Below are 22,671 nucleotides of genomic sequence, written 5' to 3' on the forward strand. Positions count from 1 at the left end.
ACCGGGATCGCGCTAGGCTTGCCGTCTATCCGCTCAAAGGAATGCCCATCGTGCTCGCTGCCTCGCTCTACAACGGCCATCTCTGGGCGGTGGCGATTACCCTGGCCACCGTCCTGATCTGCATCCTGATGCACTACGAGGTGTCGCTGCGCCTCTGGCAGCACCTGGAGACGTCGCGTCGTTCGCTGCGCGTGCGTTTCTTGCTGCTGAGCTTCGTGCTGTTCGGCACCCACGTGGCCCAGATCTGGATCTTCGCCGTCGCCCTCGCCCTGCTCGGCGCGCATCCCCTGACCGGCGAGCTCATCGGCATGACGAGCCTCGACTTCCTCGACTACGTCTACTTCTCGGCGATCACCTACACCACCCTGGGCTACGGCGATCTGGTCCCGACGGGCCCGATCCGCTTCATCACCGGCACCGAGGCGCTGATCGGCCTGATGCTGATCACCTGGTCGGCGTCGATCACCTTCCTGGAGATGCAGCGCCACTGGTCGGCCCGCCGCGAGCGCTAACGGCGCCCCTGTCGACGCGCCTGCCACATGGCATGATGGCGGGCAACACTCACCGCCGGAGATCACCATGCCTCGCCTGCTGATCGTGGCCCATGCGCCCTCGCCCAATACGCAACGACTCTGCGAGGCCGCCGCGCGCGGTGCGCGCCATCCCGACATCGAGCAGGTGGAGGTGGTGGTCAGGCCGCCGCTGGAGGCGGGCCCCGAGGACGTGTGGGCCTGCGATGCCATCCTGCTCGGCACCACCGAGAACCTCGGCTATATGAGTGGCGCCTTGAAGGATTTCTTCGATCGCAGCTACTACCCCGTGCTGGAGGAGAAGCAGGGACTGCCCTGCGCGCTCTATGTGCGCGCCGGCCACGATGGCACCGGCACCCGGCGCGCCGTGGAGAGCATCGTCAAAGGCCTGCGCTGGAAGTGGGTGCAGGCGCCGCTGATCCTGCACGGCGAGTGGCAGGAGGGCTTCGTCGACCAGGTGGAGGAGCTGGGCATGGCCATGGCCGCGGGGCTCGAAAGCGGGATCCTCTAGGGGGCTGTTACTCACGTTCGAAGGGGTGACTGGGTCAGGCCCCCCTTCCATGTGGCGATCATCCATCGGCCCTTCTCTCGCGATCCAGCGCCGCTTGCTGCGAGAGCCGGAGCACGGTCTTAAGGAGTGGTCCGACGAGAAGGGCGGTCCGGGGACCGCCTTCTGCGTGCCTGCTCAGTCCTCCGGTGTGTACCAGATCGGCGAAGTGTAGGCCCGCTCCTGCGTGGTCATCACCACCTCGTCCGGCAGCGTCAAGCCATAGAACTTGGCGTCGTAGGCGTTCCAGCGCGGGGTGGGGATCTCGATAACGCGGGCATAGTAGAAGGCGCGCTGAGAGGCGTCGAAGTCGGGGTCGGTCCAGACCGCGATCAGCTCTGGGTCGCCGATGGTATTGGTCCAGGTCGCCTCCGCCACATCCACCGTGCTCCCGACCACCGGCAGCTTGCCGTCGGTGCTTGGTTGGCGCTCATCGGCATCGCCCCAGACCACGTCATGAACCTTCTCCTGCTCCTCGCCGTTGGCATCGACCCAGCCCTTGATGATCTGTATGCGGTCGAGGTTGGCGCCGATCGGGTCCTTGAGCGCGGCGACGAGGAAGGTAGGCGCCCTCCCCTCCGGTGCGGCGCTGAGGTCGCCGCCCATGGGCACACCCTTGGTATAGCCGGTCTCGGCCGGGAGCCGGCTCTGCGCATCCTCGGGCGTATAATCCCAGCCGCCGAAGAAGCGGACGATCATGCGACTGCCGGTGGTGGCATAGGCCTCACGCCGCTCCATGGCATCGAAGATCGCCTCACGGGTATTCTCGGCGGCCCATACGGCGGCGTAGCCGGAGGCGGTCACTTCCCACTCCATGATCTGCAGGTCACCTTGTTTCATGAAGGGGCGCTTTACCCGCTCCGGCCCCGGCTCCATGCTTGAGACCTTGCCGAAGAAGTTATCCTCCTCGGCGGTGGCGAGGCCGGTATGCGAATCGGTCGAACCGATCAGGCCGAACTTGTAGGGATTCGTGCCGAGCTCCGGCGCGAGGGCCAACCCGTTCTTCAGCGCCGAGCGGGCATACTCGAACTCCAGCATGTCCTGCGTCTTCGCCTCGCTCAGGACCAGGTTGCCCTTGTCCCAGGTCTCGTAGTCGGCGAACTCGTCGTTCGGCGAGAGAAAGGGGTGGGCCTCGCCGTCACCCTTCATCTGCGTCACCTCGTAGAGCGGCTCCCATCGCGCGCGGCCCTCGGCATAGGCGGCATCGATGGGCTCGCCGGTGAAGGACTCGATGCGCGGGAACATGCGGCCGTTCGAGAGGTTGCCGTTGTGCGCGATGGCGAGCACGTCGCCGCCGGTCTTCGCCTCGTAGTCCTCCATCCACGCCCAGAGATCGCGCGGGTTGTCGCTGCCCCAGGGCGCCAGGGTCACCATGGGCTCCATCTGCCGGGCATAGCTCCCGCCGTCGCGGTAGATCACATTACGGTGCAGGTTGTTGCCGCCGGAGTTCGAGGTCCACTCATAGCCGATGAAAGCGGTGAAACGGCCCGGTTCGTTGGCCGCCTCGGCCGCCTCGATGGTGTCCTCCCAGGCCGAGCGATAGACACTCGCGCCCGGCATCGACAGCAGATCCTTCGGGAAGGATCCATCCGAGAAAGAGTTGACGATCTCGAGCGCCGCCTCCATCCCCTTGCCGGACTGAACCATGTTGTACCACTTTCTTCCCGTTGGATCCGCCAGCGAGGACGGGGCGCCCGAGAGCAGCTGCGGGAAGAACCCCATGTTATCGGAATGGTCGGCGACGACCAGGAAATCGAGCGGGCGCGAAAGCTTCACCTGCTGACCGCTCGAGGCCATGAGCTCTTCACCCTTTGCAAAGCGGTAGGCGTCCTGCGGCATGAGCCGCGCACCGGCGGCACCGGCGTCCATGGACATGCCGGTGTGCAGATGCGTGTCGCCGAAAAACGGCCGCGTGGGGAAATTGCGCCCGGCATAAGGCGAGTACGGTCGCGGCTGTTGGATACCCTGAAGAGCTTGCTCATCCATCGTGCTGGTGTTGATTCCCACGGTCGAACGTTCTTGCGCCACGGCCGGAAGGCTCAATACGGCTGCCGTTGAGCCGGCAAGTAGAACTCGGTGAAGTGTTCCCCAGGACATCGTCTTTCTCCTTCCATCGCTCGAATCAACCGGGTGGTTCGCACCGTCACATCCGCTGTGCTCACCCGGACCCTGTCACACGCTCGATCAGCCAGAAGGCCTCCTGCTCGCCTGCCGCACCGCGCCCGTCCGGGGCGAAATAACCTTGAGTGAAGGAGCACCGAGGCGGCGTGCGATACCGCCCTCGATCCGCCTCAAATCATACAGCGGGCTCCTAACGGACCTGCTCATCGATGAGGCCAGCGGTCTCGGCATCTGCCGGGGCCGGCTGCCAATGCTTCTGCCACAGCGTTGCAACCGCTCGATATCCCCCGCCGTCACGGCGGTCCGGTCACCGAGTGAGCGGGCGTCCGTTTCTGCCCCTGGCGCCATAAAGCCGACGATCACCAGGACGTGCACCAGGAGCTCCCTCCCGCTGCGCGACCCGATGGTGTGAGTGAAGCGCATGTCCGATACCCTCCATGGGCATGGAACTGGCGACGATCATGAGCGTGAGACAGTCGGCCGGTGAGGGACGTCGCCGTTGCGGCCCAAGGGCGCACCGGGAGCTTGCTGACGAATCCCGCTGCTGAAAAAGCCTAGGTACTTCGCCGTGGGGCCGGTAGTTGGACCTTGGGCCCACTCGCGCGCCGTCGAGGCCGAACACGGCGATGCCGCACTACGCCCGGCCTTCGAGATCACTGCAACACGGGACGGGCGTTCACCGGCTGGATGGGCCGGTTGTTGGCGAAGCCCAGGGTCTTGGAGAACTGCTCGACCTGTGCCGTCGACACCGTGGCAGCCTCCTTCAGGACCAGCCACCACACGCCTTCGGAACAGGGCGGCGTGGTAAGAGAGCCATTGAAGCGGTAGTAGTCACGATCCGAGGGCAGCATCTGCTCGACGCTCAGGCCCGAAGGCAGGGTATTGTCGGCCTCGGCCTCGGCCGGTATGGCTTGCCACAGTTCGGACAGCAGGGGGTTTGGCTCGCCCTCTTCGAACATCACCGCCACCACCGCCAAGTTGCCTTCCATGTCCGCATGGACCAGATGGGCCTCCAACGGGAAGGATTCATCCTGGATGTGGTTCTCGCTGGGGGAATGGAAATGGAACTGCTTCAGCTCGAACGCGTGGCCGTCCACGGTCAGGATGCTGCCCGCTGCGTAATTCACCTGGACGGTGTGCCCGTTGTTGACGATATCGGCGGCCTCGTTCCGGTAATCGAGCTCCAGCGGCGTGAGATCCGCTTCCACGGCAGCAGCCAGGTTGATGGGCGACTGGTTACGGCCCATGTCACACATGGCGTACTCGGCATCGAGTTCCGACCATCGGTCCGGGCCGGTCTCGCCGCTATAGCCCCAAGGCTCGGCCAGGACCGTGCAGGCCCATCCCATAGCGAAGATCCCCAGAATTGCCGACTTCCTCTGCATCGCTTTCATGCTCTTCCCCTCTTTCATTGGTGAAAGACATCCATCGCTGGTCCACCACCGCTTTAATGGCATCAACCGACCGGTCAGGCGTGCCCGATATTCGTGCCCGATATTGTTGAACATCGGCTCAGTCTGGTTTCTCTGGTTTCCCTGCTGCGGGCTCTTCCGGCAGGGGGGTCAGGAACATCCGCACCAGCACGCCCCCACCCACGTGCCTGCGGATCACGGACAGCACGTTGTAGCCCAGCAGGGCGCCAGTCAGGCATATCACGTTCACCCAGACGTGGGGCATATCCACCTGCCGGAACAACGCGCTCAGTGAGGCAACGAAGCCACCGTGCTCATGCCTTCCCTCGAACCCCTTTTCCAGCAGCAGGACGACCAGCACCCCCAGGGCGTACAAGGCGTTACGCAGCACGACGTCTACCCAGGCGGGCCGGCAGCGCACCCAGTTCCCCAAGGATACGTGCTGCAGCACCAGCACGACCTTGGACAGGATCAGCGCGCCCACGACCGCCTTCGTCATACCACTGAATTCGATATGGTATTCCGCCAGGATGAGTTGCTTCAGCGCGAGCAATGCGGCCAGCCAGCTACCGAAATAGAGCGTGGTCACCCCCACCGCCTTGAGCTCGTGGATCAACCTTTGCCGTATTGCCATGGGGTCCTGTTCCTCACGGTGATCGACCCTGCAGTCGCTCCCTTGAAGGCCAATTCGCTATGGGTCCAGCATGTCGGCAGAGGCAGGATGTCGTCGGACCTCGTGATTCGGTCCGGGATGTCATGGGGCGATTGCAGCGTCGGTGCAGTCTGGTCATGCACTGACGTGGCAGCGGCGGTCGTGCTAGAGGGCTTGCCTCCACCGCACCGGGCCCTGTTGTCTACCGTCATCGCTGGAAATAGCCTAGGTCCTTCCCCGCGGGTCTGGAAGTTGGACCTTGGGTCCACCCGCCTTCCGTCGAGATCGTATCGGAGGACAAACCGATCCTCTGCGCTGGGCCCAAGGTCCAATGACGCCAGGACTTGGAAAGGGCTACACCTTGGAGTTCAAGCAGGAGGGCCAAGAGGTGGCAGCGACTCGCTCAGAGGTGTCCGTGTTCGTGGTCGATGACGACGAGTCCGTGCGTCGCAGCCTGTCGCGACTGCTGGGAGTTGCCGGGTTCCAGGTCACCGTTTTCGACGCTCCGGACCGCTTTCTCGACGCGGTGCGGTTCGCCAGGACGGGGCGTTGTTGCCTGCTCCTGGATATCGTCATGCCGGGGGCGAGCGGGCTGCAGGTCGTCGAGCGCATGCACCGGCAGGGAATCGACATACCGGTGATCGCCCTCTCGGCCACCGACGCCGGCGGCCATCGCCACATGGCCAAGCGTCTTGGGGCGAGCCTGTTCTTCAGTAAGCCGGTCGATGACAAGGCGTTGATCGACGCCATCGAGTGGGTGACCGCACCGAACCAGCCCGATGGCTGATGCGGCCGACGCACCATCCTGTAAACGCGTCGCCCGCCTGCCCCCCTTCGCGCCTGGCAGAGCGCTGTCGATGACTCGACTCCCCGGTTCAGCAGCAGGGCCGCATCCTGGTCACCATCCCCGTCGAGCCCCCGTTCACTGGTATGCCGAACGCGGCGGTGCACAGCCGAGAGGCCACCCCCGAGGCGACTTCGGTCCCGACGATGCCCTACACCAACGGGATCCGACGGCCGTCGATCCGGTAGGCGGCATGGTCGGTGAGGGGATGCTGCATTGAGCCGCGACAACATCGTCGTGGGGATCTGGACTATCTTCATAAAGATTCGGGCCAAGCGCAGATGTCGTCGTCGACGTTGGCGCCAGCGAGGAATCCAAAGTGCCTGTTCAGGTCTACACGTCAGCCCTGTTGATCCTGGCGGGGCTGTGGCTGTTCGGAGCTATCCACCACAGCATGTTGAGCCGCGGACGCCCCGTAGAGCGCTCGCAGCCGCTGTTTGCCGTCTTTTGCGCACTGATGGCCGGCTATCTCATCGTGCGGGCCCTGGGCCATCATCCGCTCGCGGGTGAGGCGCTCGCGGGCCTGTGGCGCGTCGAGATCGTCACCGCCGCCATGGCGTTCGCCATCGTTCCCTGGCTGGTGCTCGCATGCACCGGCGCTCGCCCCCGGTGGTCCCGTGCAGCGCTGAGTCTCTACTTTCTGGCAATCGCGCTCGGCGCCCTGGGCGTTCCCGCAGCGGCCTCCCTGACCGGTGAATGGTCTTCTTGGCATGCCACCGAGGTTCAGGCAGCGACGTCTCCTGACCCCGTGCTCCTCTATATCTATATCGCCCTTCTTCTGGGGCTCGTGGGAGTGCTGCTCGACGGTGTTCTCGCGTGCCGGAGGCAGTATCGATCAGGGGCAAGTGGACGCCTCCTGGCGATTGGCGCGTCATTCGGTGTGTTCGCTGTGGGGAGCGTGCTCGAACTGATGTGGTTGCTGGGGATTGCCGACACCTTCCCGGCCTTCGAGCTGAGCCTGCTTCCCACCGTCGTGCTGATGAGCGCCGCGGTTGGCCAGGATCGGCGACTGAGCCAGGATCGGGTGCAGGCACTGCTGGACCACGTGCCGGCGATGGTGACCCTGAAGGATCGGGATCTGCGGTATCTGCTCGTCAACAAGGCCTTCGCGGATGAACACCGCCTCGACATGGACGAGATGCGCGGTCGCACGGATCGAGAACTCTTCCCGAGCGAGGCGGCCTGGCGACATCAGGACGCCGAGGTGGACCTCTTCGCGGCAGGAGACGATGTAGAGACGGAGGACAGGGTGCCGTCACCGGACGGTACCCGCTTCCTTCGCTCCATGCGCTTCCCCCTGTACGACGCCAAGGGAAATCCGTGGGCCCTGGGCTGCGTGTCGGTGGACGTGACCGCCTCGCGGCATGCCGAGCTGGAAGCCTTCGAGCTTCGCCGGCAACTCGCGCACATGGACCGCGTCACAAGACTGGACGCGATCAGTGCCTCCCTGGCCCACGAGCTGATGCAGCCGCTCGCCGCCATCCTGAACAACGCCCAGGCGGGGTTGCGCCTCCAGGAGGCTCACTCTCTATCGATGGAGCAGGTCCGTGAGGTGCTTGACGACATTGCCGCCGACGCCAAGCGAGCGAGCCAGGTGATCAGGACACTGCGGGACATGACGCGCCCCACGGAGACGGCCCAGGAAACCGTCGATCTCGCTGATGCGGTGAACGAGGTGCTCGAAATGGTGAGTGCTGACATGGCGCTGAAGGGCATCGCCTGCATCAGCGACCTGGCCCCGAACTGCCTCGCGACGGCGAGCAAATCGCAGATCCAGCAGGTGATACTCAACCTACTCCTCAACGCACTCCATGCCGTGGAACGGCAACCCGAGGGAGACCGCCGGATCGAGGTGCGTGCCGGACTGGATCCCTCCGGGGCGGTGCTGGTAGCGGTAAGAGACAGCGGGACGGGCATAGCGGCAAACGAGATACAGCGGCTCTTCGAGCCCTTCTACAGCACCAAACCGGAGGGTATGGGGATCGGGCTGGCCGTCTGCCGCAACCTTGTCGAGGGACATGATGGTCGCATATGGGCGGAGGGCAACGAGCCAGGGCCGGGGACCACTTTCCGGTTCACTCTGCCCGCCCGCCAATCGACATTCGAGAGCCCACGCGCCGCCAGCGGAGTCAACGGGTCATGACGGTTCAGGTAGAGGCCCACGAGCAGTCCGAGGCTCAGGTTCCCGTCGAGTCGCGTGTGTACGTTGTCGACGATGACGCCAGCGTCCGCCGATCACTCGGCCGCCTTCTGGAGGCTCACGGCTACACCGTGCAGTGTCATGAAAGCGCCGAGAGCCTTCTCACGACGCTGCCGGAGAATTCGACGGGATGCGCCCTTGTGGATGTCCACCTGCCGAACGTGGGCGGGGTGCAGCTGCAAGGATGGCTGGCCACCCACAGTCCGGCGTTGGCGGCGATCTTCCTCACTGGCTATGGCGATCTTGGCACCGCCGTCACCGTCATGAAGCATGGCGCGGTCGACTACCTCATCAAGCCGGCCTCCGAGGAGACGCTCCTTCCGGCAGTCCGCGAAGCCTTGCTCCGAAGTGCCCGAACACGGGTGAAGCTGGCCGCCGAGCAGCGAATCAGCGAGGCGATGGCGCTGCTCACCCGACGCGAGCGTGAAGTCATGGAGCATGTGGTCGGCGGACGACTCAACAAGCAGATCGCCGCGGACCTGGGCATCGCCGAGAAGACCGTCAAGGTCCACCGAAGCCGGGTGATGACCAAGATGGGCGTCCGCAGCGTCGTGGAGCTGGCGCGACGGTGTCAGGCGCTCGGCATTGCTGGCCCTCACCTGCCAGGAGCCCCCCCCCGCAGAAAGACACGACCGCAGGGGCCCTCCCCCTGGTGAAGGGCCCTCCCGTACTCGCCGCCCCTCATCCCCGTGAGGGAGACGCATCCCCTGACGTGCCGTTCGCGGGTGGCCCCCGTCCGTCCTCGGCCCGGAGCTGGTGCTGCGCTTGTGATCCGCGACTGTGAATCGGCTCAAACACCAGGAAATACCCTCGAGAAACAAGCAATCGTCGCAGCCTCTTCATTCGGCGGCGAGGATTGATGGAAGGATGGTCGGCAGAGGCACCAGGTCTGGGCATATCTGGCCTAGTCATTGACCACATCGAGTCATCGATAGTGGCAGAAGGCGGTGCCATAGCATCGATCTTCAGTCCCCCAAAGGTATAAGGCGAGAGCGATGATCAGGATGTTTGTACGGACATTAATCGTGTCGGGGTGCTGTATAGGGTGGCTGATGGCCAACACGGCTGTAGCCGTAGAAATCGAGGGTTCCCACACGGTGCGCCCGAAGGTCGGCCTGGCCCTCAGCGGTGGGGGCGCGCGGGGTGCCGCCCACATCGGTGTCCTGAGGGTTCTCGAAGAGCTGCAGGTGCCTGTCGACTACATTGCCGGGACTAGCATGGGCTCCATCGTCGGTGGTCTCTATGCCTCGGGGATGACGCCGGATGCGATCGAGAACGCACTCAAGGAGATGGACTGGGAACACATCTTCAGTGACTCTCCACCCCGCGTGGAGCGTTCTTTTCGGCGCAAGCGTGACGATGACCTGTACCTGGTCAAGGCCAGCATGGGTATCTCCGATGACGGCGAACCTCTATTCCCGACCGGCGCGATACAGGGGCAGAAATTTGACCTGGCGTTGAGAGAGCTCTCCCTTCCGGCGACCCATATCACGGATTTCGACCGGCTTCAGATTCCGTTCCGCGCAGTGGCGTCCGATATAGGCAACGGAAGGATGGTCGTGCTCGGTGAGGGAGATCTGGCAACGGCAATGCGAGCCAGCATGGCGGTCCCCGGCATCTTCTCTGCCACCGAGATCGATGGCCGCCTGCTGGTCGACGGAGGCATCACGGGCAACCTTCCGGTGGATGTGGCGCGGGGAATGGGGGCCGATATCGTGATTGCCGTGGACATCAGCACCCCCATCATGCAGGCAGAAGATGTCAACAACCTGTTCGCGATAACGGGCCAGCTGACGTCACTCATGACCCGCAATAATGTGGAGGAACAGATCAAGGATCTGACAGCGTCCGACATCCTTATCGTTCCTGACCTCGAAGACTTTTCCAGCGCTGACTTCGTGAATGCCACCGATGCGGTGCCTATCGGCTATCAAGCCGCCGACGCTCGAAGGCAAGCGCTAGGGAAATTGTCACTAACAGCAAGAGAGTACCAGGCGCATCTTGCCGCTCGTGCCTCCATGCCCTCTCGCCATGTGCCCATCATCCAGTTCATAAACATCAACAATGACTCACGGATATCCGACGAGATGATTCGTGACCGGATACGACAAGCAACCGGATCACCACTCGATCGAAAGCAGCTGGAGCAGGATATCGGACGCATTTACGGTCTTGAGCTTTTTCAGAACGTTCGCTACGACCTTGTCGAGCATCAGGGCCAAACCGGCTTGCTGATCGACGCACGCGCCAAGAGCTGGGGGCCGAACTATCTTCAATTCGGCCTGGATCTTTCCAGCGATATCCGGGGCGACAACAGTTATGATCTGGGTGCGTCCTACCTTCGCACAGGGATCAACCCTCTAGGTGGAGAAGTACGCCTGGCGACTCAGGTTGGGCAGGATCCGCTGCTCGCCGCAGAGTGGCATCAGCCCCTCGATAGCCTGTCACGTTATTTCATTTATACAGCGGCCCGTTACGGCGCCATCAGTATTGATATCTTCGATGGTCGGAGAGATTCTATTGCGGAATACCGTGTCAAGGAGGCAAATGCCGAGCTGGCCCTTGGGCGTGAGCTCAGTGTGTATGGAGAGTCTCGAATCGGCTATCGTTACCGCAGCGGTGACGTTGACGTCAAGACGGGCCCACCCGACTCGCCTGAATTCGATTATGACGGTGGGCAGGCCTTCGCCCGTCTCTCGGTGGACCGGCTAGATAATTACAATTTCCCGGAAAATGGTTGGCTGGGATCGGTACAGTACGATGTCGCCCGGGAAGACCTTGGTGGTGATAACGAGTTTGAGCAGATCAGGTTAGCTGCCAATGGTTTTACCAGCCTCGGTAATGGTCATGTGGTAGGCCTTGGTGGTTTATCACACTCGACCATCAGCGGGTCAGCCGACGTTCAGGACCGCTATCGAATCGGTGGCTTTCTCAATCTGTCAGGGTATACAGAAGATAGCCTGAGCGGCCAACAGGCAGGTGTGCTCAGTGCGATCTACTACAGGCGGTTCGAGGCTCTCCCCTTTCTGCCATGGTATCTAGGTGGTTCATTCGAGTATGGCGGTGTCTGGGAAGACAAAGAGGAGCTCTTTGATGACGGCATCTTTTCAGGAAGTGTCTTCCTCGGTGCCGATAGCCCTATCGGCCCGCTCTACATTGGCTACGGACATGCGGAAGGAGGGTATGACTCGATCTTCTTCTATCTTGGCCGGCCCCAGTTTCAGTAACACCAGCTTTCATGAGCGGCTAGTCCAGAGGACTGTCCGGAATCGATCGAGGCCACTCATTCAGCCTGTGGCAAGAGGGCTTCATCGACCAGGGGGAGGAGCTGGGCATGGCCATGGCCGCGGGACTCGACGCCGGCATCCTGTGAGACGCCTCAGTCAAAAGGCTGGCTGTATTTTTTGAAGGACTATGAACACCACCACTTCTCTCGGGCGCGTCATGCTATACCTCAGGGTGTCTCGGCATTTCCGGAATCACGGCATCGATGAGCCGCCGGAATGTTGGCCGGCCCCCTAACCCCCCGGACACCTTACGCCTCGACCGGCGCCCTGCCGTCAGCCCCTGACGATCTCTCGGGGATGGCTTGGGGCCCAGGCCTGGCGGTCGACGCTCTCCACGAGGTACGTCATGAAAACATCCACCAGACTCCTGGCCGCCCTTCTGGGCGGCCTGCTGCTCTCGGGCCCGGTCGCGGCACAGGACGAGGAGCCCCTGGTCATCGCCACCGCCAGCCCGGCCGGGGTCTACCACGTGGTCGGGCGCGCACTCTGCCGCACCCTGGATATCCCCTGCCAGGCGCAGCCCACCGACGGCTCCAGCGCCAACCTGAGGGGCCTGAGACGGGGCGACCTGACACTCGCCCTGGCCCAGTCCGACCTGCACCTCTATGCCGCCCTGGGCACAGAGGGATTTCAGAAGGACGGCGCGGACGACGCGCTGCGCTCGGTGTTCTCGCTGCACAACGAGCCCTTCACCCTGGTGGTGCGCCGGGATGCCGGAATTCATCGCCTTGAAGACATCACCGGGCACGCCGTTAACATCGGCAACCCGGGCTCGGGCCAGCGCGGCACCATGCTGAGGCTGATGGACGCTGAAGGCTGGAGCCGCAGCGACTTCCGCTCGGTCCATCACCTGCCGGCCGACCAGCAGGCGATGGAGCTGTGTCACGGCAACATCGACGCCATGGTCTATACCGTGGGCCACCCCAACGCCTCGGTGGCCAAGGCCATACGGCTGTGCGATGCCATGCTGGTCGACGTGGAGGGCGACGTCATCGACCTGCTGGTGGCTGCCTATCCCTACTTCACCCGCGCCTGGATCCCCGCCGACCTCTACGGCCCCGACCAGCCGGCGGTGCAGACCTTCGGGGTCAAGGCCACCCTGGTCGCCTCCGAGGCAACCGATCCGGAACTGGTCTACCGGCTGGTGGCCGCGGTCTTCGACGACTTCGAGCGCTTCAAGGCCTCGCACCCAGCGCTCGGTGCACTGACGCCCGAGGAGATGATTCATGACGGGCTGACCGCGCCGCTGCACGAAGGGGCCCTGCGCTACTACCGCGAGCGGGGATGGATCGAGGAGGACGGCATGGCGCACGAGGCCGACTGACCCCCTCCGCCGCGCGCCATCGCCGAGCCGACACCAAAACGCACGACGCCGCCCCGAGGGGCGGCGTCGCGTCATGCATGGCCTGATCGGGCCATGAGCTCCTGACGGCTATTTCAGCCGCTCGAACACCGTGGCCACGCCCTGGCCCATGCCGATGCACATGGTGGCCAGGCCAAGGGTGGTGTCACGCTCCTGCATCACGTTGAGCAGGGTGGTGCTGATCCGCGCTCCGGAGCAGCCCAGCGGATGGCCAAGGGCAATGGCGCCGCCGTGGAGGTTGACCTTCTCCTCCATGGCATCGCGCAGCCCCAGATCCTTGAGCACCGGCAGCGCCTGGGCGGCGAAGGCCTCGTTGAGTTCCACAGTCTGGATGTCCTCGATGGTCAGGCCCGCGGCCTTCAACGCCTGCTTCGAGGCCGGCACCGGCCCGTAGCCCATGATCGAGGCATCGCAGCCGGCCACGCCGGTGGAGAGGATACGCGCGATGGGGTCGAGCCCCAGTGCCTGAGCCCGCTCGCCGCTCATCACCATCATGCCGGCGGCGCCTACCGACAGCGCCGAGGAGGTGCCAGCGGTCACCGTGCCCCCTCGTGGGTCGAAGGCCGGCTTGAGTTCGGCCATCTTCGCCAGGCTGGCATCGCCGCGGATCACCTCGTCGCGATCCACGCGGACGCGGAAGCCACGGGCATCGTGGCCCTCGATGCCGACAATCTCGCGGTCGAAGCCGCCGTTCTCCATGGCCGCCTGGGCCCGCTGGTGGGAGCGCACGCCGAAGGCGTCCTGATCCTCGCGGGAGATGCCGTGCATCTTGCCCAGCAGCTCGGCGGTCAGGCCCATCATCATGGCCGCCTTGGCCACGTGCTGGCTGGCCGCCGGATTGACGTCGACGCCATGGGTCATGCCGACGTGCTCCATGTGCTCGACGCCGCCGATAAGGTAGGCATCGCCCATGCCGGCGCGGATGTTGGCGGTGGCGATGTGCAGCGCGCTCATGGAGGAGCCGCACAGGCGGTTGACCGTCTGGGCCGGCACGCTACGCGGGATGCCGGTCAGGATCGCCGCGTTACGGGCGATGTTCATGCCCTGCTCCAGGGTCTGGTTGACGCAGCCCCAGATCACGTCGTCGATCTCGGCCGGGTCGAGCCCCGGATTGCGCTCGAGCAGCGCCTGCATCACCGCGGCGGAAAGGTTCTCGGCCCGCACGTGGCGGAAGGCCCCCTGCCGGGCCTTGGCCATGGCGGAACGGGCACAGTCGACCACCACCACGTCTCTCGGATTCACGCTCATCGATTACTCCTTGGAATTCTGTCCGACACTCGTGGGTCGTGGCATCAGGCCCGGGACGGGGCGGGATAGAAACGCTCGCCGGCGGCGGCCATCTCGCGCAGCCGCTCGGTGGGCGCATAGAGGGGCCCCAGTTCCTCGGCCAGGCGGTCGGCCTGCTCGACGAAGGCCGCCAGGCCCATGGCGTCGATGTAGCGCAGCGCGCCGCCGCGAAAGGGCGGGAAGCCAATGCCGTAGATCAGCGCCATGTCGGCCTCGGCCGGGCTTGCCACGATGTCGTCCTCGAGGCAACGCACGGCCTCCAGGCACAGCGGCACCATCATGCGGGCGATGATCTCCTCATCGGAGAACTCCCGGTGCGACGTCGCCACGCCCTTGACCAGCTCGATGGCGGCGTCGTCGACGACCTTCTTCGGCTTGCCCTTCCTGTCTTCCTCGTAGGCATAGAAGCCGCGATCGTTCTTCTGGCCCAGGCGGTCGTGGTCGACCATCGTCTGAATGACGCTCTTGCCCTGGCCATCGCCCCGGTCGCCACCCATGTCGGCCATGCGCTCCGGGAAGCCCTCGGCCATCACCTCACCGGCATGCACCGCGGTATCCATGCCCACCACGTCGAGCAGGTAGGCGGGGCCCATCGGCCAGCCGAAGCGCTCCATCACCTTGTCGATGCGCTGGAAGTCGGCGCCCTGCGCCACCAGCTGGCTGAAGCCGCCGAAGTAGGGGAACAGCACCCGGTTGACCAAAAAACCCGGGCAGTCATTGACCACGATGGGGCTCTTGCCCATGGCACGGGCGTAGGCCACGGTCGCCGCCACGGCGGCATCTGAGGTCTTCTCGCCGCGGATGACCTCGACCAGCGGCATGCGGTGCACCGGATTGAAGAAGTGCATGCCGCAGAAGTTCTCGGGGCGCTTGAGGTTCTCGGCCAGGCGCGTGATGGAGATGGTCGAGGTGTTGGAGGTAAGCACGGTGTGCTCGCCGACCCGCCCTTCCACCTCGGTCAGCACGGCGTCCTTGACCTTGGGGTTCTCGACCACCGCCTCGACCACCAGGTCGACCCGCTCGAAGTCGCCATAGGAGAGGGTCGGCCGGATGTTGGTCAGCTTCTCGGCCATCTGGGCGCTGGTCAGTTTCTTGCGCTCCACCTGCTTGGCGAACAGCTTGCGCGCCTCCTTGAGGCCGAGCTCGATGGCCTCGTCCTTGATGTCCTTCATCAGGATCGGCGTGCCCTTCGAGGCGCTCTGATAGGCGATGCCACCGCCCATGATGCCGGCGCCGAGCACCGCGGCCTGTTCGATCGGGCGGGCCTCGCGCTCATAGCGGCTGCCCTTCTTCTTGACCACCTGGTCGTTCAGGAACAGCCCGACCAGGTTGAAGGCCACGTCGGAGAGCGCCAGCTTGGCGAAGGCCTTGGCCTCGATGGCCTGGGCCCGCTCGCGGGTCTCGCCGGCGCCCTTCTGGATGACCTTGATGGCCTCCACCGGGGCCGGATAGTGCGGCCCCGCCTTGCCGGCCACATAGCCCTTGGCCGTCTCGAAGGCCATCATCTGCTCGATGGGACCGAGGGTCAGCGGCGCCTGCTTCTGCGCCCGGCGCCCGCGATAGTCGAGCTCGCCAGCGGTGGCGCGGGCCAGGATATCCAGCGCCGCCGCCTCGAGCTCCGCCTGGGGCACCACCGCATCCACGGCCCCCATCGCGAGGGCCGCCGCGGCGCGGTTCTCCTTGCCGCCGGCGATCCACTCCACGGCGTTGTCGGCCCCGATCAGCCGCGGCAGACGCACGCAGCCGCCCCAGCCCGGCAGGATGCCAAGCTGGGTCTCGGGCAGGCCGATCTTCGCCGACTCGGCCATGACGCGAAAATCGGTGGTCAGGGTCAGCTCGCAGCCACCGCCCAGTGCCAGGCCGTTGATCGCGGTGACGGTGGGAAACGGCAGGTCCTCGATGGCGTTGAAGATCCCGTGCACGCGCTCGAGCATGGCCGCAAGCGATGCCTCGCCCTGCTCGAACATGGCGTGAAACTCGGTGATGTCGGCACCGACGATGAAGACCTCCTTGGCGCTGCCGATCACAAGCCCGGTGAGGCCCTGCTCGGCGCGAATCGCCTCGACGGCGTGGCCGAGCTCCTCGACCACGGCGCTGGAGAGCTTGTTGATGGACTCGTCCTTCAGATCGAGGGTGAGCCTGGCGATGTCATCGCCGCCGCCCTCGGGACCCCGCGCCACCGTGATGGCATTGCCTTGATAGATCATCCACGAATCTCCCTACAGGAATTCATACGGCCGTTTGATTTCGGACAGCTTGGGACAGTCCCGCGTCCACGTCAAGCCCGTTCCACCAGCATGGCACGTGGCTGGCGGCTCACCCTGGCGAAGGCCGTGCTGCTAAGATGCGAGCATGACGCGAGCACCCGACATCGATCCCCCCTCCTCCTCAGACGAGGGCCCCCCGGACGAGGCGCCTTCCGCTGAGCCGCCCTCGCGGCTGGCTACCTGGCAGGCTCGCCTCGAGCGCCTGATGGCGCGGCTGCATCCTTGGCGCTGGCTGTGGCCGCCGATGGCGCTGGCGGCGGGCCTGGCCAGCTTCTTCCTGGTGGAGCGCCAGCAGTGGCTGGGGGCCATGCTCGCCCTGGGCATGCTGATGGCCTGGATACTGCTGCTCTCCGAGAGCCTGATCGGCCGCCTGCTGGTCCGACGCGGCTATCCGGCGCTGCCCCGCGGGGTGACCGCCTTCATCGCCCAGCTGATCCACCAGGAGACCCTGTTCTTCACCTTGCCGTTCCTGCTGGCCACCACGGTCTGGCAGAGCGGACAGGCGCTCTTCACCCTGCTGATACTCGCCATGGCGCTGCTGTCGATCCTCGACCCGCTCTACTATCGGATGGCCGAGCGTCATCGCTGGCTCTACTTCGCCTTCCATGCCCAGTGCGTGTTCGTGGTGGTGCTGGTCACCCTGCCGACCCTGCTGCACCTGACCACCGGCCAGAGCCTGGTGCTGGCCATCGTGGCCATGCTGCTGTTCAGCCTGCCCAGCCTGATGCACCTGCTGAGCCCGCTGAGCACGCCCCGAGTGCTGGCGATGCTGGCCCTGCTGCCGCTGCTGGCGGGCGCCGCCTGGGTCGGCCGGGTCTGGGTGCCGCCGGCCAGCCTGTGGATCTCGGGCAGCGCGCTCTCCCCGGCCTTCGCACGCCAGGCACGCCACCCGCTCGGCAGCACGCCGCTGACCCCGGCGGCCCTGACCGGCAAGGGGCTCTATGCCTACACGGCGATCCATGCGCCCCGCGGGCTGAACGAGGAGGTGGTGCACGTCTGGCGGCAGGACGGCGTTGAGGTCGACCGCATACCGTTGGCGATCCGCGGCGGGCGAGAGGCGGGCTATCGGGCCTGGAGCCACAAGCAGAACTTCCCCGAGGACCCAAGCGGTTCATGGCGCATCGATGTGATGACCGACAGCGGCCAGCGTATCGGGATGCTGCGCTTCACCGTCAGCGACGACCGGGAGGCGGCGACCCTGGCCGACGGCACGATCCAGGCGCCCTCCGGCATTCCGGGCCTGGAGATCCGCCGACTGCTGCCGAAGCCCGCGCCCTCCGACGAGGCGCCGGTGTCATCACAGCAGGATGACGCCATGCAGGCATCGCCGCCCCCGGCCGACGGGGCGAGCGACGAGGAGCAATGAGCGAATCGCCCGCCGTGTCGATTGCCGCCGGCGATCGTTGATGGGGGACGACCGTCGTGGGCACGATCGAAGAAGGGGCCTCGCAAGATCGGCCGTCGGCGAAGGGCAAGACACGAGGGACATCGGGGCGGGAGGGGCCAGCACGTGGAGAGCGGCCGGTAAAATAGTAAGCCTGCTTGCATTTAACGCTAGCGGTTCCGACAATCCCGACAGACTTCCTGCGGATGCACAGACCCATGCACCAGAACATCGGCCTACAGCTGTCTCGTTTACCCCGCCTGTGGCGCGCCGTCCTCGACCGCCGACTGGCCCCTCTGGGCCTAACCCAGACGCGTTGGATCACGCTCTATCACCTGTGGCGTCTCGGCGACGGCCAGCCCCAGTGCGACCTGGCCCGCGCCATCGGTGTCGAAGCGCCCTCCCTGGTGCGCACCCTCGACCAGCTCTCCGAACAGGGGCTGATCGAACGGCGCGGCTGCGACCAGGACCGGCGCACCAAGCGGATCTTCCTGACCGACGAGGCCACCCCCCTGCTCCAGCAGATCGATGCGGTGGTCAACCAGGCCCGCGCCGAGATGCTGGCCGGCCTCGACGACGACGACGTCGCGCAGCTGGCGAGCCTGCTGTCGCGCATCGAGGAGAACGGCCTGGCGATCCAGGCTCGCGAAGCCCAGGAGTGATCGGCCTCAGCGCGGCATCGAGGGCGCGCGCGCCTCATGGCCCGGCCGGTCGCGGCCCGGCCGATCCGGGCGCCCCGAGAGGGCATCGCGCAGCGCCGTGAGCCGCGCCAGCAGCGGCGACAGGGCCTCGACCGACAGGGACTCCCCCCACCACAGGGTCAGGGCGTGGCTGCCGGACTCCAGCACCAGCGCATCGCCGGGCAGCGACACCAGGGCCTCCTCCAGTCGTTCCACGGCCTCGGCCGGCAGCGCGCGCAGCGGCTCGACGCGCCAGCGCCAGCCCTCGCGGAAGGGCTTCAGTGAGGCGCTGGCAGCCTCCTCGCGCACCAGCACGAAGTCGGGCCCCGGCTGCTGCTGGGGATAGGACCAGCGGTAGGCCGCCATGGGCCCGCGCGAGCCATGCAGCGGCGGCGCCTCGAGTCGCACCGTCACGTCCGCCTGGCGAGCCGCCGTGCGCAGCTTGCCCATGCGCCGCTGGCTGGGCGATGGCTTGAGCCACATCACCGGGGCGAAGACCAGGGCGACGATGGCGATGATGAGTAACCAGACCATGCGGGTCTCCTCGCTGAATATTGACGCAAGTCGTTGTCTTGTCTTACAAGGCGTCCTAGAGTTGAAGCACCATCAGACACGCTGGACGCGGTACGGAGAGTCACACCATGAGCAATGAATATCGTCATGTCCTGGTCGCCGTCGACCTGACCAAGGACTCCCACAAGGTACTCGAGCGCGCGATGCAGATCGCCGATCGCAACGAGGCCAAGCTGTCCATCATGCACACCCTGGAGCCGCTGGGCTTCGCCTACGGCGGCGACATCCCCATGGACCTGACCAGCATCCAGGACCAGCTCGACGAGCATGCCAAGCAGCGCCTCGCCGAGATCGCCGACGGCCACGTCGACCGCGAGAACCAGCACGTGGTGGTCGGCATGCCCGACACCGAGATCCACCGCTTCTCCGAGGAGCAGGACGTCGACCTGATCGTGGTCGGCTCCCACGGCCGTCACGGCTTCGCCCTGCTGCTGGGCTCCACCTCGACCGGCGTGCTGCATGGCGCCCAGTGCGACGTGCTCGCCGTGCGGGTGGGCGCCAAGAGCGAGGAGTAGCCTGTCGCGCTAGTCTCGTCTCCTGGATAAGGCGCCCTCGGGCGCCTTTTTCGTGAAGGGTCGCGGCTCACTCGCCGGCGGCCATCGCCTCCAGCTCCATCCAGCGCTCCATCGCCGCGTCCAGCGCGGCCTGAGTGTCATTCAGCGACTGCAGGGTGGCGGCGACGGTCTCGGCCTCCTGCTGATAGAAGGACGGCGCTCCCACCTGCTCCTCGAAGGCCGCCACGGCTGCCTCTAGGCGCTCGATCTCGGCGGGCAGGCCGTCGAGCTCGCGCTGCAGCTTGTAGGAGAGCTTGACCCGCTTGGGCGCCGTCGGCGAGGGGGCCGCCTCGCTCGGCGCCCTGGCCTCACTCTCCTTGCTGGCCGCCTCGGCCGTCGGCTCGACGCCCTGGCGGGCCGCCCCTTCCCAGGGCGCCGGCGGCAGCTTGCCGCCCTGGCGCACCCAGTCGGTGTAGCCCCCCACGTACTCGCGCACCCGGCCCTCGCCCTCGAAGGCCAGCACGCTGGTCACCACGTTGTCCATGAAGGCCCGGTCGTGGGAGACCAGCAGCAGGGTGCCGTCGAAGTCGAGCAGCAGCTCCTCGAGCAGCTCCAGGGTCTCGACGTCGAGATCGTTGGTCGGCTCGTCGAGCACCAGCACATTGGCCGGCTGGGTGAACAGCTTGGCCAACAGCAGGCGATTGGACTCGCCGCCGGAGAGCGCCTTGACCGGCTGGCGCACCCGGTCGGGGGTGAACAGGAAGTCCTGCAGGTAGCTCATCACGTGGCGGTCGCGGCCCCCCACGCTGATGCGATCGCTGCCCTGGGCGACGTTGTCGTAGACGGTCTTCTCGGGCTCCAGGCCGGCGCGCAGCTGGTCGAAATAGGCCACCTGCAGCTTGGTGCCGAGCAGCACCTTGCCCTCGCTGGGCTCGAGTTCGCCGAGCAGGATCTTGAGCAGGGTGGTCTTGCCGGCGCCGTTGCGGCCGATGAAGCCGAGCCGGTCGCCGCGCTGGATCTCCAGGCTGAGGTCGTCGATCACCACCTCGTCGCCGAAGCGATGGGTGACGTGGGAGAGTTCCACGACCCGCTTGCCGCTGCGCGCGCCGCTGTCCACGGAGAGCGCGGCCTTGCCCTGGCGCTCGCGACGCTCGCTGCGCTCATGGCGCAGCTGCTGCAGCGCCCGTACCCGGCCCTCGTTGCGGGTCCGGCGGGCCTTGATGCCCTGACGGATCCACGCCTCCTCCCGGGCGAGCTTCTTGTCGAACTCGGCGTTCTCCCGCGCCTCGACCTCCAGCTCGTGCTGCTTCTGCTCCTGATAGGCGGCGTAGTCGCCCGGGTAGCGGCCGAGGCGCCCGCGATCGAGCTCGAGGATCGCCGTGGCGAGCTTCGAGAGGAAGGCCCGGTCGTGGGTGATGAACAGCACGGCGCCGTTGAAGTCGGCGAGCTGCTCCTCCAGCCAGGCGATGGTGTCCAGGTCCAGGTGGTTGGTAGGCTCGTCGAGCAGTAGCAGATCGGGCTCGGCGACCAGCGCCCGGGCCAGCGCCACGCGCCGGCGCCAGCCGCCGGAGAGATCGGCCATGGCGGCATCCTCGGGGAGCCCCAGCCGGGTCAGCACCACGTCGATGCGCTGGTGGAAGGACCAGCCGTCGATGGCCTCGATGCGGGTCTGCAGCCGAGCCATGCGATCCATGTCCGGGTCGTCGTCATGGATCAGGTGATGGTACTCGGAGAGCAGCTCGCCGGCCTCGGGCAGCCCCTGGGCCACCACGTCGAAGATCGTCTGGCCGCAGGCGTCCGGCAGCTCCTGGGCGAGCACGCCGATCTTCAGCCCCGGCGCGCGCCAGATGTGGCCGCTATCGGCCTGGATCTCGCCCGCCACGATCTTCAGCAGGGTCGACTTGCCGGTGCCGTTGCGCCCCACCAGGGCCAGGCGTTCGCCCCTCTCCAGCACCAGGTCGGCGCCGTCGAGCAGTACGTGGGTACCGTAAGCCAGTTGCAGCTGTTCCAGTCGTAGCAGGGTCACGCGTTCACCTCGTCGTTCATCAAGGCCGCTAGTGTAACGCATGGCCGAGCCGGCGTGGCCCCACCCCCGCCCTCCCGGGTACAATGCGCGCCCGCCTTCACAGGAGTGTTCCGCCGTGGCCGACGCGACGCCCCCCTTCGATGACGTGCTGCCCGAGGCGCTGAGGTTCCATTCCCCGGCCCCGCTGGTCGACATCGGCGCCAACCTGACCCACGAGAGCTTCGCCCGCGACCTCGAGGCGACGATCCGGCGCGCACGGGCCGCCAACGTGAGCACGCTGATCCTCACCGGCACCGACCGGGAGCACGCCGAGCTGGCCGTGGCGCTGGCGCGCCGCTATCCGGGGCTCTATGCCACCGCCGGCGTGCATCCCCACGACGCCAGCCGCTGGTCGCCGAGCCTCGCCGCCGCCATGGGCGAGCTCCACCGCGCCCCGGAAGTGGTCGCGGTGGGCGAATGCGGGCTGGACTTCAACCGCAACTTCTCCACGCCCGCCGAGCAGGAGCGCGCCTTCGAGGCCCAGCTCGCCCTCGCCGCCGAGAGCGGCAAGCCGCTGTTCCTCCACGAGCGCGATGCCGGTCGGCGCATGCGCGAGATGCTGCATGCCTGGCGGGACGACATCCCGGACGCCGTGATCCACTGCTTCACCGCCGACCGCGAGACGCTCTACGGCTACCGCGACCTCGACCTGCACATCGGACTGACCGGCTGGCTCTGCGACGAGCGCCGTGGCCACCACCTGCGCGAACTGGTCGGCGAGATTCCGCTCGACCGGCTGATGGTGGAGACCGACTGCCCCTACCTGCTGCCGCGCAATTTACCTGCCAAACTCAAGGGCAGGCGCCACGAACCGGCCCTGCTGCCCTGGATCGTGCGCGAGATCGCCCACTGGCGGGGCATCGACGAGGCCGCCCTGGCGCGGGCCACCACGGCCACCGCCCGCGCCTTCTTCCGCCTGCCGACGGACCCGACATCCCCCGACACCGAACACGAGGACTCCTGAC

18 protein-coding genes are annotated in these 22,671 nt (G+C 66.0%); 11 read left to right on the forward strand and 7 right to left on the reverse strand.

Going from position 1 to position 22,671, the window contains the following annotated elements:
* Window positions 1-50 precede the first annotated feature (50 nt).
* On the forward strand, window positions 51-512 hold the full coding sequence (locus tag ACGTNG_RS14205) for a potassium channel family protein (RefSeq protein ID WP_394797172.1): 462 nt from the start codon (window positions 51-53) through the stop codon (window positions 510-512).
* A gap of 67 nt (window positions 513-579) precedes the next feature.
* Window positions 580-1,041, forward strand: coding sequence for a flavodoxin family protein (locus ACGTNG_RS14210; RefSeq protein WP_394797173.1), 462 nt, complete (start codon window positions 580-582; stop codon window positions 1,039-1,041).
* A 174-nt stretch (window positions 1,042-1,215) separates the two neighbouring features.
* Here ACGTNG_RS14210 and ACGTNG_RS14215 read toward each other — a convergent pair whose 3' ends face one another.
* The 3 genes from ACGTNG_RS14215 to ACGTNG_RS14225 form a co-directional block, all read right to left on the reverse strand.
* Window positions 1,216-3,174, reverse strand: a complete 1,959-nt coding sequence (locus ACGTNG_RS14215) for a DUF3604 domain-containing protein (RefSeq protein WP_394797174.1) — start codon at window positions 3,172-3,174, stop codon at window positions 1,216-1,218.
* 677 nt (window positions 3,175-3,851) lie between these two features.
* A complete protein-coding gene (locus ACGTNG_RS14220) occupies window positions 3,852-4,706 on the reverse strand; it encodes a carbonic anhydrase (protein ID WP_394797175.1) in 855 nt (284 codons plus the stop codon).
* Between the two features lie 4 nt (window positions 4,707-4,710).
* The gene (locus tag ACGTNG_RS14225) at window positions 4,711-5,244 is read right to left on the reverse strand and encodes a hypothetical protein (RefSeq protein WP_394797176.1); all 534 of its coding nucleotides are present in this window, start codon (window positions 5,242-5,244) and stop codon (window positions 4,711-4,713) included.
* 379 nt (window positions 5,245-5,623) lie between these two features.
* On the opposite strand from ACGTNG_RS14225, the gene ACGTNG_RS14230 reads away from it, so the two are divergent.
* From ACGTNG_RS14230 to ACGTNG_RS14250, 5 genes are all read left to right on the forward strand, one after another.
* On the forward strand, window positions 5,624-6,049 hold the full coding sequence (locus tag ACGTNG_RS14230) for a response regulator transcription factor (protein WP_394797177.1): 426 nt from the start codon (window positions 5,624-5,626) through the stop codon (window positions 6,047-6,049).
* A 376-nt stretch (window positions 6,050-6,425) separates the two neighbouring features.
* Window positions 6,426-8,249: a sensor histidine kinase gene (locus ACGTNG_RS14235; protein ID WP_394797178.1), complete on the forward strand. Its 1,824-nt coding sequence runs from the start codon at window positions 6,426-6,428 to the stop codon at window positions 8,247-8,249.
* Window positions 8,246-8,962 (forward strand): response regulator transcription factor, encoded by a 717-nt coding sequence (locus tag ACGTNG_RS14240; RefSeq protein WP_394797179.1) that lies wholly within the window; start codon window positions 8,246-8,248, stop codon window positions 8,960-8,962. The genes ACGTNG_RS14235 and ACGTNG_RS14240 overlap by 4 nt, the downstream gene beginning before the upstream one ends.
* Window positions 8,963-9,358: 396 nt before the next feature.
* A complete protein-coding gene (locus tag ACGTNG_RS14245; protein ID WP_394797180.1) occupies window positions 9,359-11,533 on the forward strand; it encodes a patatin-like phospholipase family protein in 2,175 nt (724 codons plus the stop codon).
* 406 nt (window positions 11,534-11,939) lie between these two features.
* Window positions 11,940-12,917, forward strand: coding sequence for a TAXI family TRAP transporter solute-binding subunit (locus tag ACGTNG_RS14250; protein ID WP_394797181.1), 978 nt, complete (start codon window positions 11,940-11,942; stop codon window positions 12,915-12,917).
* A 108-nt stretch (window positions 12,918-13,025) separates the two neighbouring features.
* On the opposite strand, the gene fadA is transcribed toward ACGTNG_RS14250, so the two are convergent.
* Both fadA and fadB read right to left on the reverse strand, forming a co-directional pair.
* Window positions 13,026-14,204, reverse strand: a complete 1,179-nt coding sequence (gene fadA / locus ACGTNG_RS14255) for an acetyl-CoA C-acyltransferase FadA (RefSeq protein WP_394797182.1) — start codon at window positions 14,202-14,204, stop codon at window positions 13,026-13,028.
* A gap of 44 nt (window positions 14,205-14,248) precedes the next feature.
* Window positions 14,249-16,450: a fatty acid oxidation complex subunit alpha FadB gene (gene fadB, locus ACGTNG_RS14260; RefSeq protein ID WP_394797183.1), complete on the reverse strand. Its 2,202-nt coding sequence runs from the start codon at window positions 16,448-16,450 to the stop codon at window positions 14,249-14,251.
* Between the two features lie 145 nt (window positions 16,451-16,595).
* Between fadB and ACGTNG_RS14265 the strand changes: the two genes are divergently transcribed.
* Window positions 16,596-17,876 (forward strand): DUF5924 family protein, encoded by a 1,281-nt coding sequence (locus ACGTNG_RS14265; protein ID WP_394797184.1) that lies wholly within the window; start codon window positions 16,596-16,598, stop codon window positions 17,874-17,876.
* A gap of 236 nt (window positions 17,877-18,112) precedes the next feature.
* The gene (slyA, locus tag ACGTNG_RS14270; protein ID WP_394797185.1) at window positions 18,113-18,556 is read left to right on the forward strand and encodes a transcriptional regulator SlyA; all 444 of its coding nucleotides are present in this window, start codon (window positions 18,113-18,115) and stop codon (window positions 18,554-18,556) included.
* Window positions 18,557-18,562: 6 nt separating this feature from the next.
* Here the strand turns inward: slyA and ACGTNG_RS14275 are convergent, their stop codons facing one another.
* Window positions 18,563-19,108, reverse strand: a complete 546-nt coding sequence (locus ACGTNG_RS14275; RefSeq protein ID WP_394797186.1) for a preprotein translocase subunit YajC — start codon at window positions 19,106-19,108, stop codon at window positions 18,563-18,565.
* 107 nt (window positions 19,109-19,215) lie between these two features.
* Here ACGTNG_RS14275 and ACGTNG_RS14280 point away from each other — a divergent pair, with 107 nt between their 5' ends.
* Window positions 19,216-19,662, forward strand: a complete 447-nt coding sequence (locus ACGTNG_RS14280; RefSeq protein WP_394797187.1) for a universal stress protein — start codon at window positions 19,216-19,218, stop codon at window positions 19,660-19,662.
* A gap of 67 nt (window positions 19,663-19,729) precedes the next feature.
* Here ACGTNG_RS14280 and ACGTNG_RS14285 read toward each other — a convergent pair whose 3' ends face one another.
* The gene (locus ACGTNG_RS14285) at window positions 19,730-21,667 is read right to left on the reverse strand and encodes an ATP-binding cassette domain-containing protein (RefSeq protein WP_394797188.1); all 1,938 of its coding nucleotides are present in this window, start codon (window positions 21,665-21,667) and stop codon (window positions 19,730-19,732) included.
* Between the two features lie 115 nt (window positions 21,668-21,782).
* Here ACGTNG_RS14285 and ACGTNG_RS14290 point away from each other — a divergent pair, with 115 nt between their 5' ends.
* A complete protein-coding gene (locus ACGTNG_RS14290) occupies window positions 21,783-22,670 on the forward strand; it encodes a TatD family hydrolase (protein ID WP_394797189.1) in 888 nt (295 codons plus the stop codon).
* Window position 22,671: the final 1 nt, after the last annotated feature.

Source organism: Halomonas sp. B23F22_3 (genome assembly GCF_043496965.1).
In the GTDB taxonomy this organism is placed as follows: Bacteria; Pseudomonadota; Gammaproteobacteria; order Pseudomonadales; family Halomonadaceae; genus Halomonas.

Coding starts and splice junctions, on each gene's coding strand:
- ACGTNG_RS14215 (WP_394797174.1), bottom strand. CDS start 3,174: ATGTCCTGGGGAACACTTCACCGAGTTCTACTTGCCGGCTCAACGGCA.
- ACGTNG_RS14210 (WP_394797173.1), top strand. CDS start 580: ATGCCTCGCCTGCTGATCGTGGCCCATGCGCCCTCGCCCAATACGCAA.
- slyA (WP_394797185.1), top strand. CDS start 18,113: ATGCACCAGAACATCGGCCTACAGCTGTCTCGTTTACCCCGCCTGTGG.
- ACGTNG_RS14245 (WP_394797180.1), top strand. CDS start 9,359: ATGGCCAACACGGCTGTAGCCGTAGAAATCGAGGGTTCCCACACGGTG.
- ACGTNG_RS14265 (WP_394797184.1), top strand. CDS start 16,596: ATGACGCGAGCACCCGACATCGATCCCCCCTCCTCCTCAGACGAGGGC.
- ACGTNG_RS14250 (WP_394797181.1), top strand. CDS start 11,940: ATGAAAACATCCACCAGACTCCTGGCCGCCCTTCTGGGCGGCCTGCTG.
- ACGTNG_RS14240 (WP_394797179.1), top strand. CDS start 8,246: ATGACGGTTCAGGTAGAGGCCCACGAGCAGTCCGAGGCTCAGGTTCCC.
- ACGTNG_RS14225 (WP_394797176.1), bottom strand. CDS start 5,244: ATGGCAATACGGCAAAGGTTGATCCACGAGCTCAAGGCGGTGGGGGTG.
- fadB (WP_394797183.1), bottom strand. CDS start 16,450: ATGATCTATCAAGGCAATGCCATCACGGTGGCGCGGGGTCCCGAGGGC.
- ACGTNG_RS14280 (WP_394797187.1), top strand. CDS start 19,216: ATGAGCAATGAATATCGTCATGTCCTGGTCGCCGTCGACCTGACCAAG.
- fadA (WP_394797182.1), bottom strand. CDS start 14,204: ATGAGCGTGAATCCGAGAGACGTGGTGGTGGTCGACTGTGCCCGTTCC.
- ACGTNG_RS14220 (WP_394797175.1), bottom strand. CDS start 4,706: ATGTTCAACAATATCGGGCACGAATATCGGGCACGCCTGACCGGTCGG.
- ACGTNG_RS14275 (WP_394797186.1), bottom strand. CDS start 19,108: ATGGTCTGGTTACTCATCATCGCCATCGTCGCCCTGGTCTTCGCCCCG.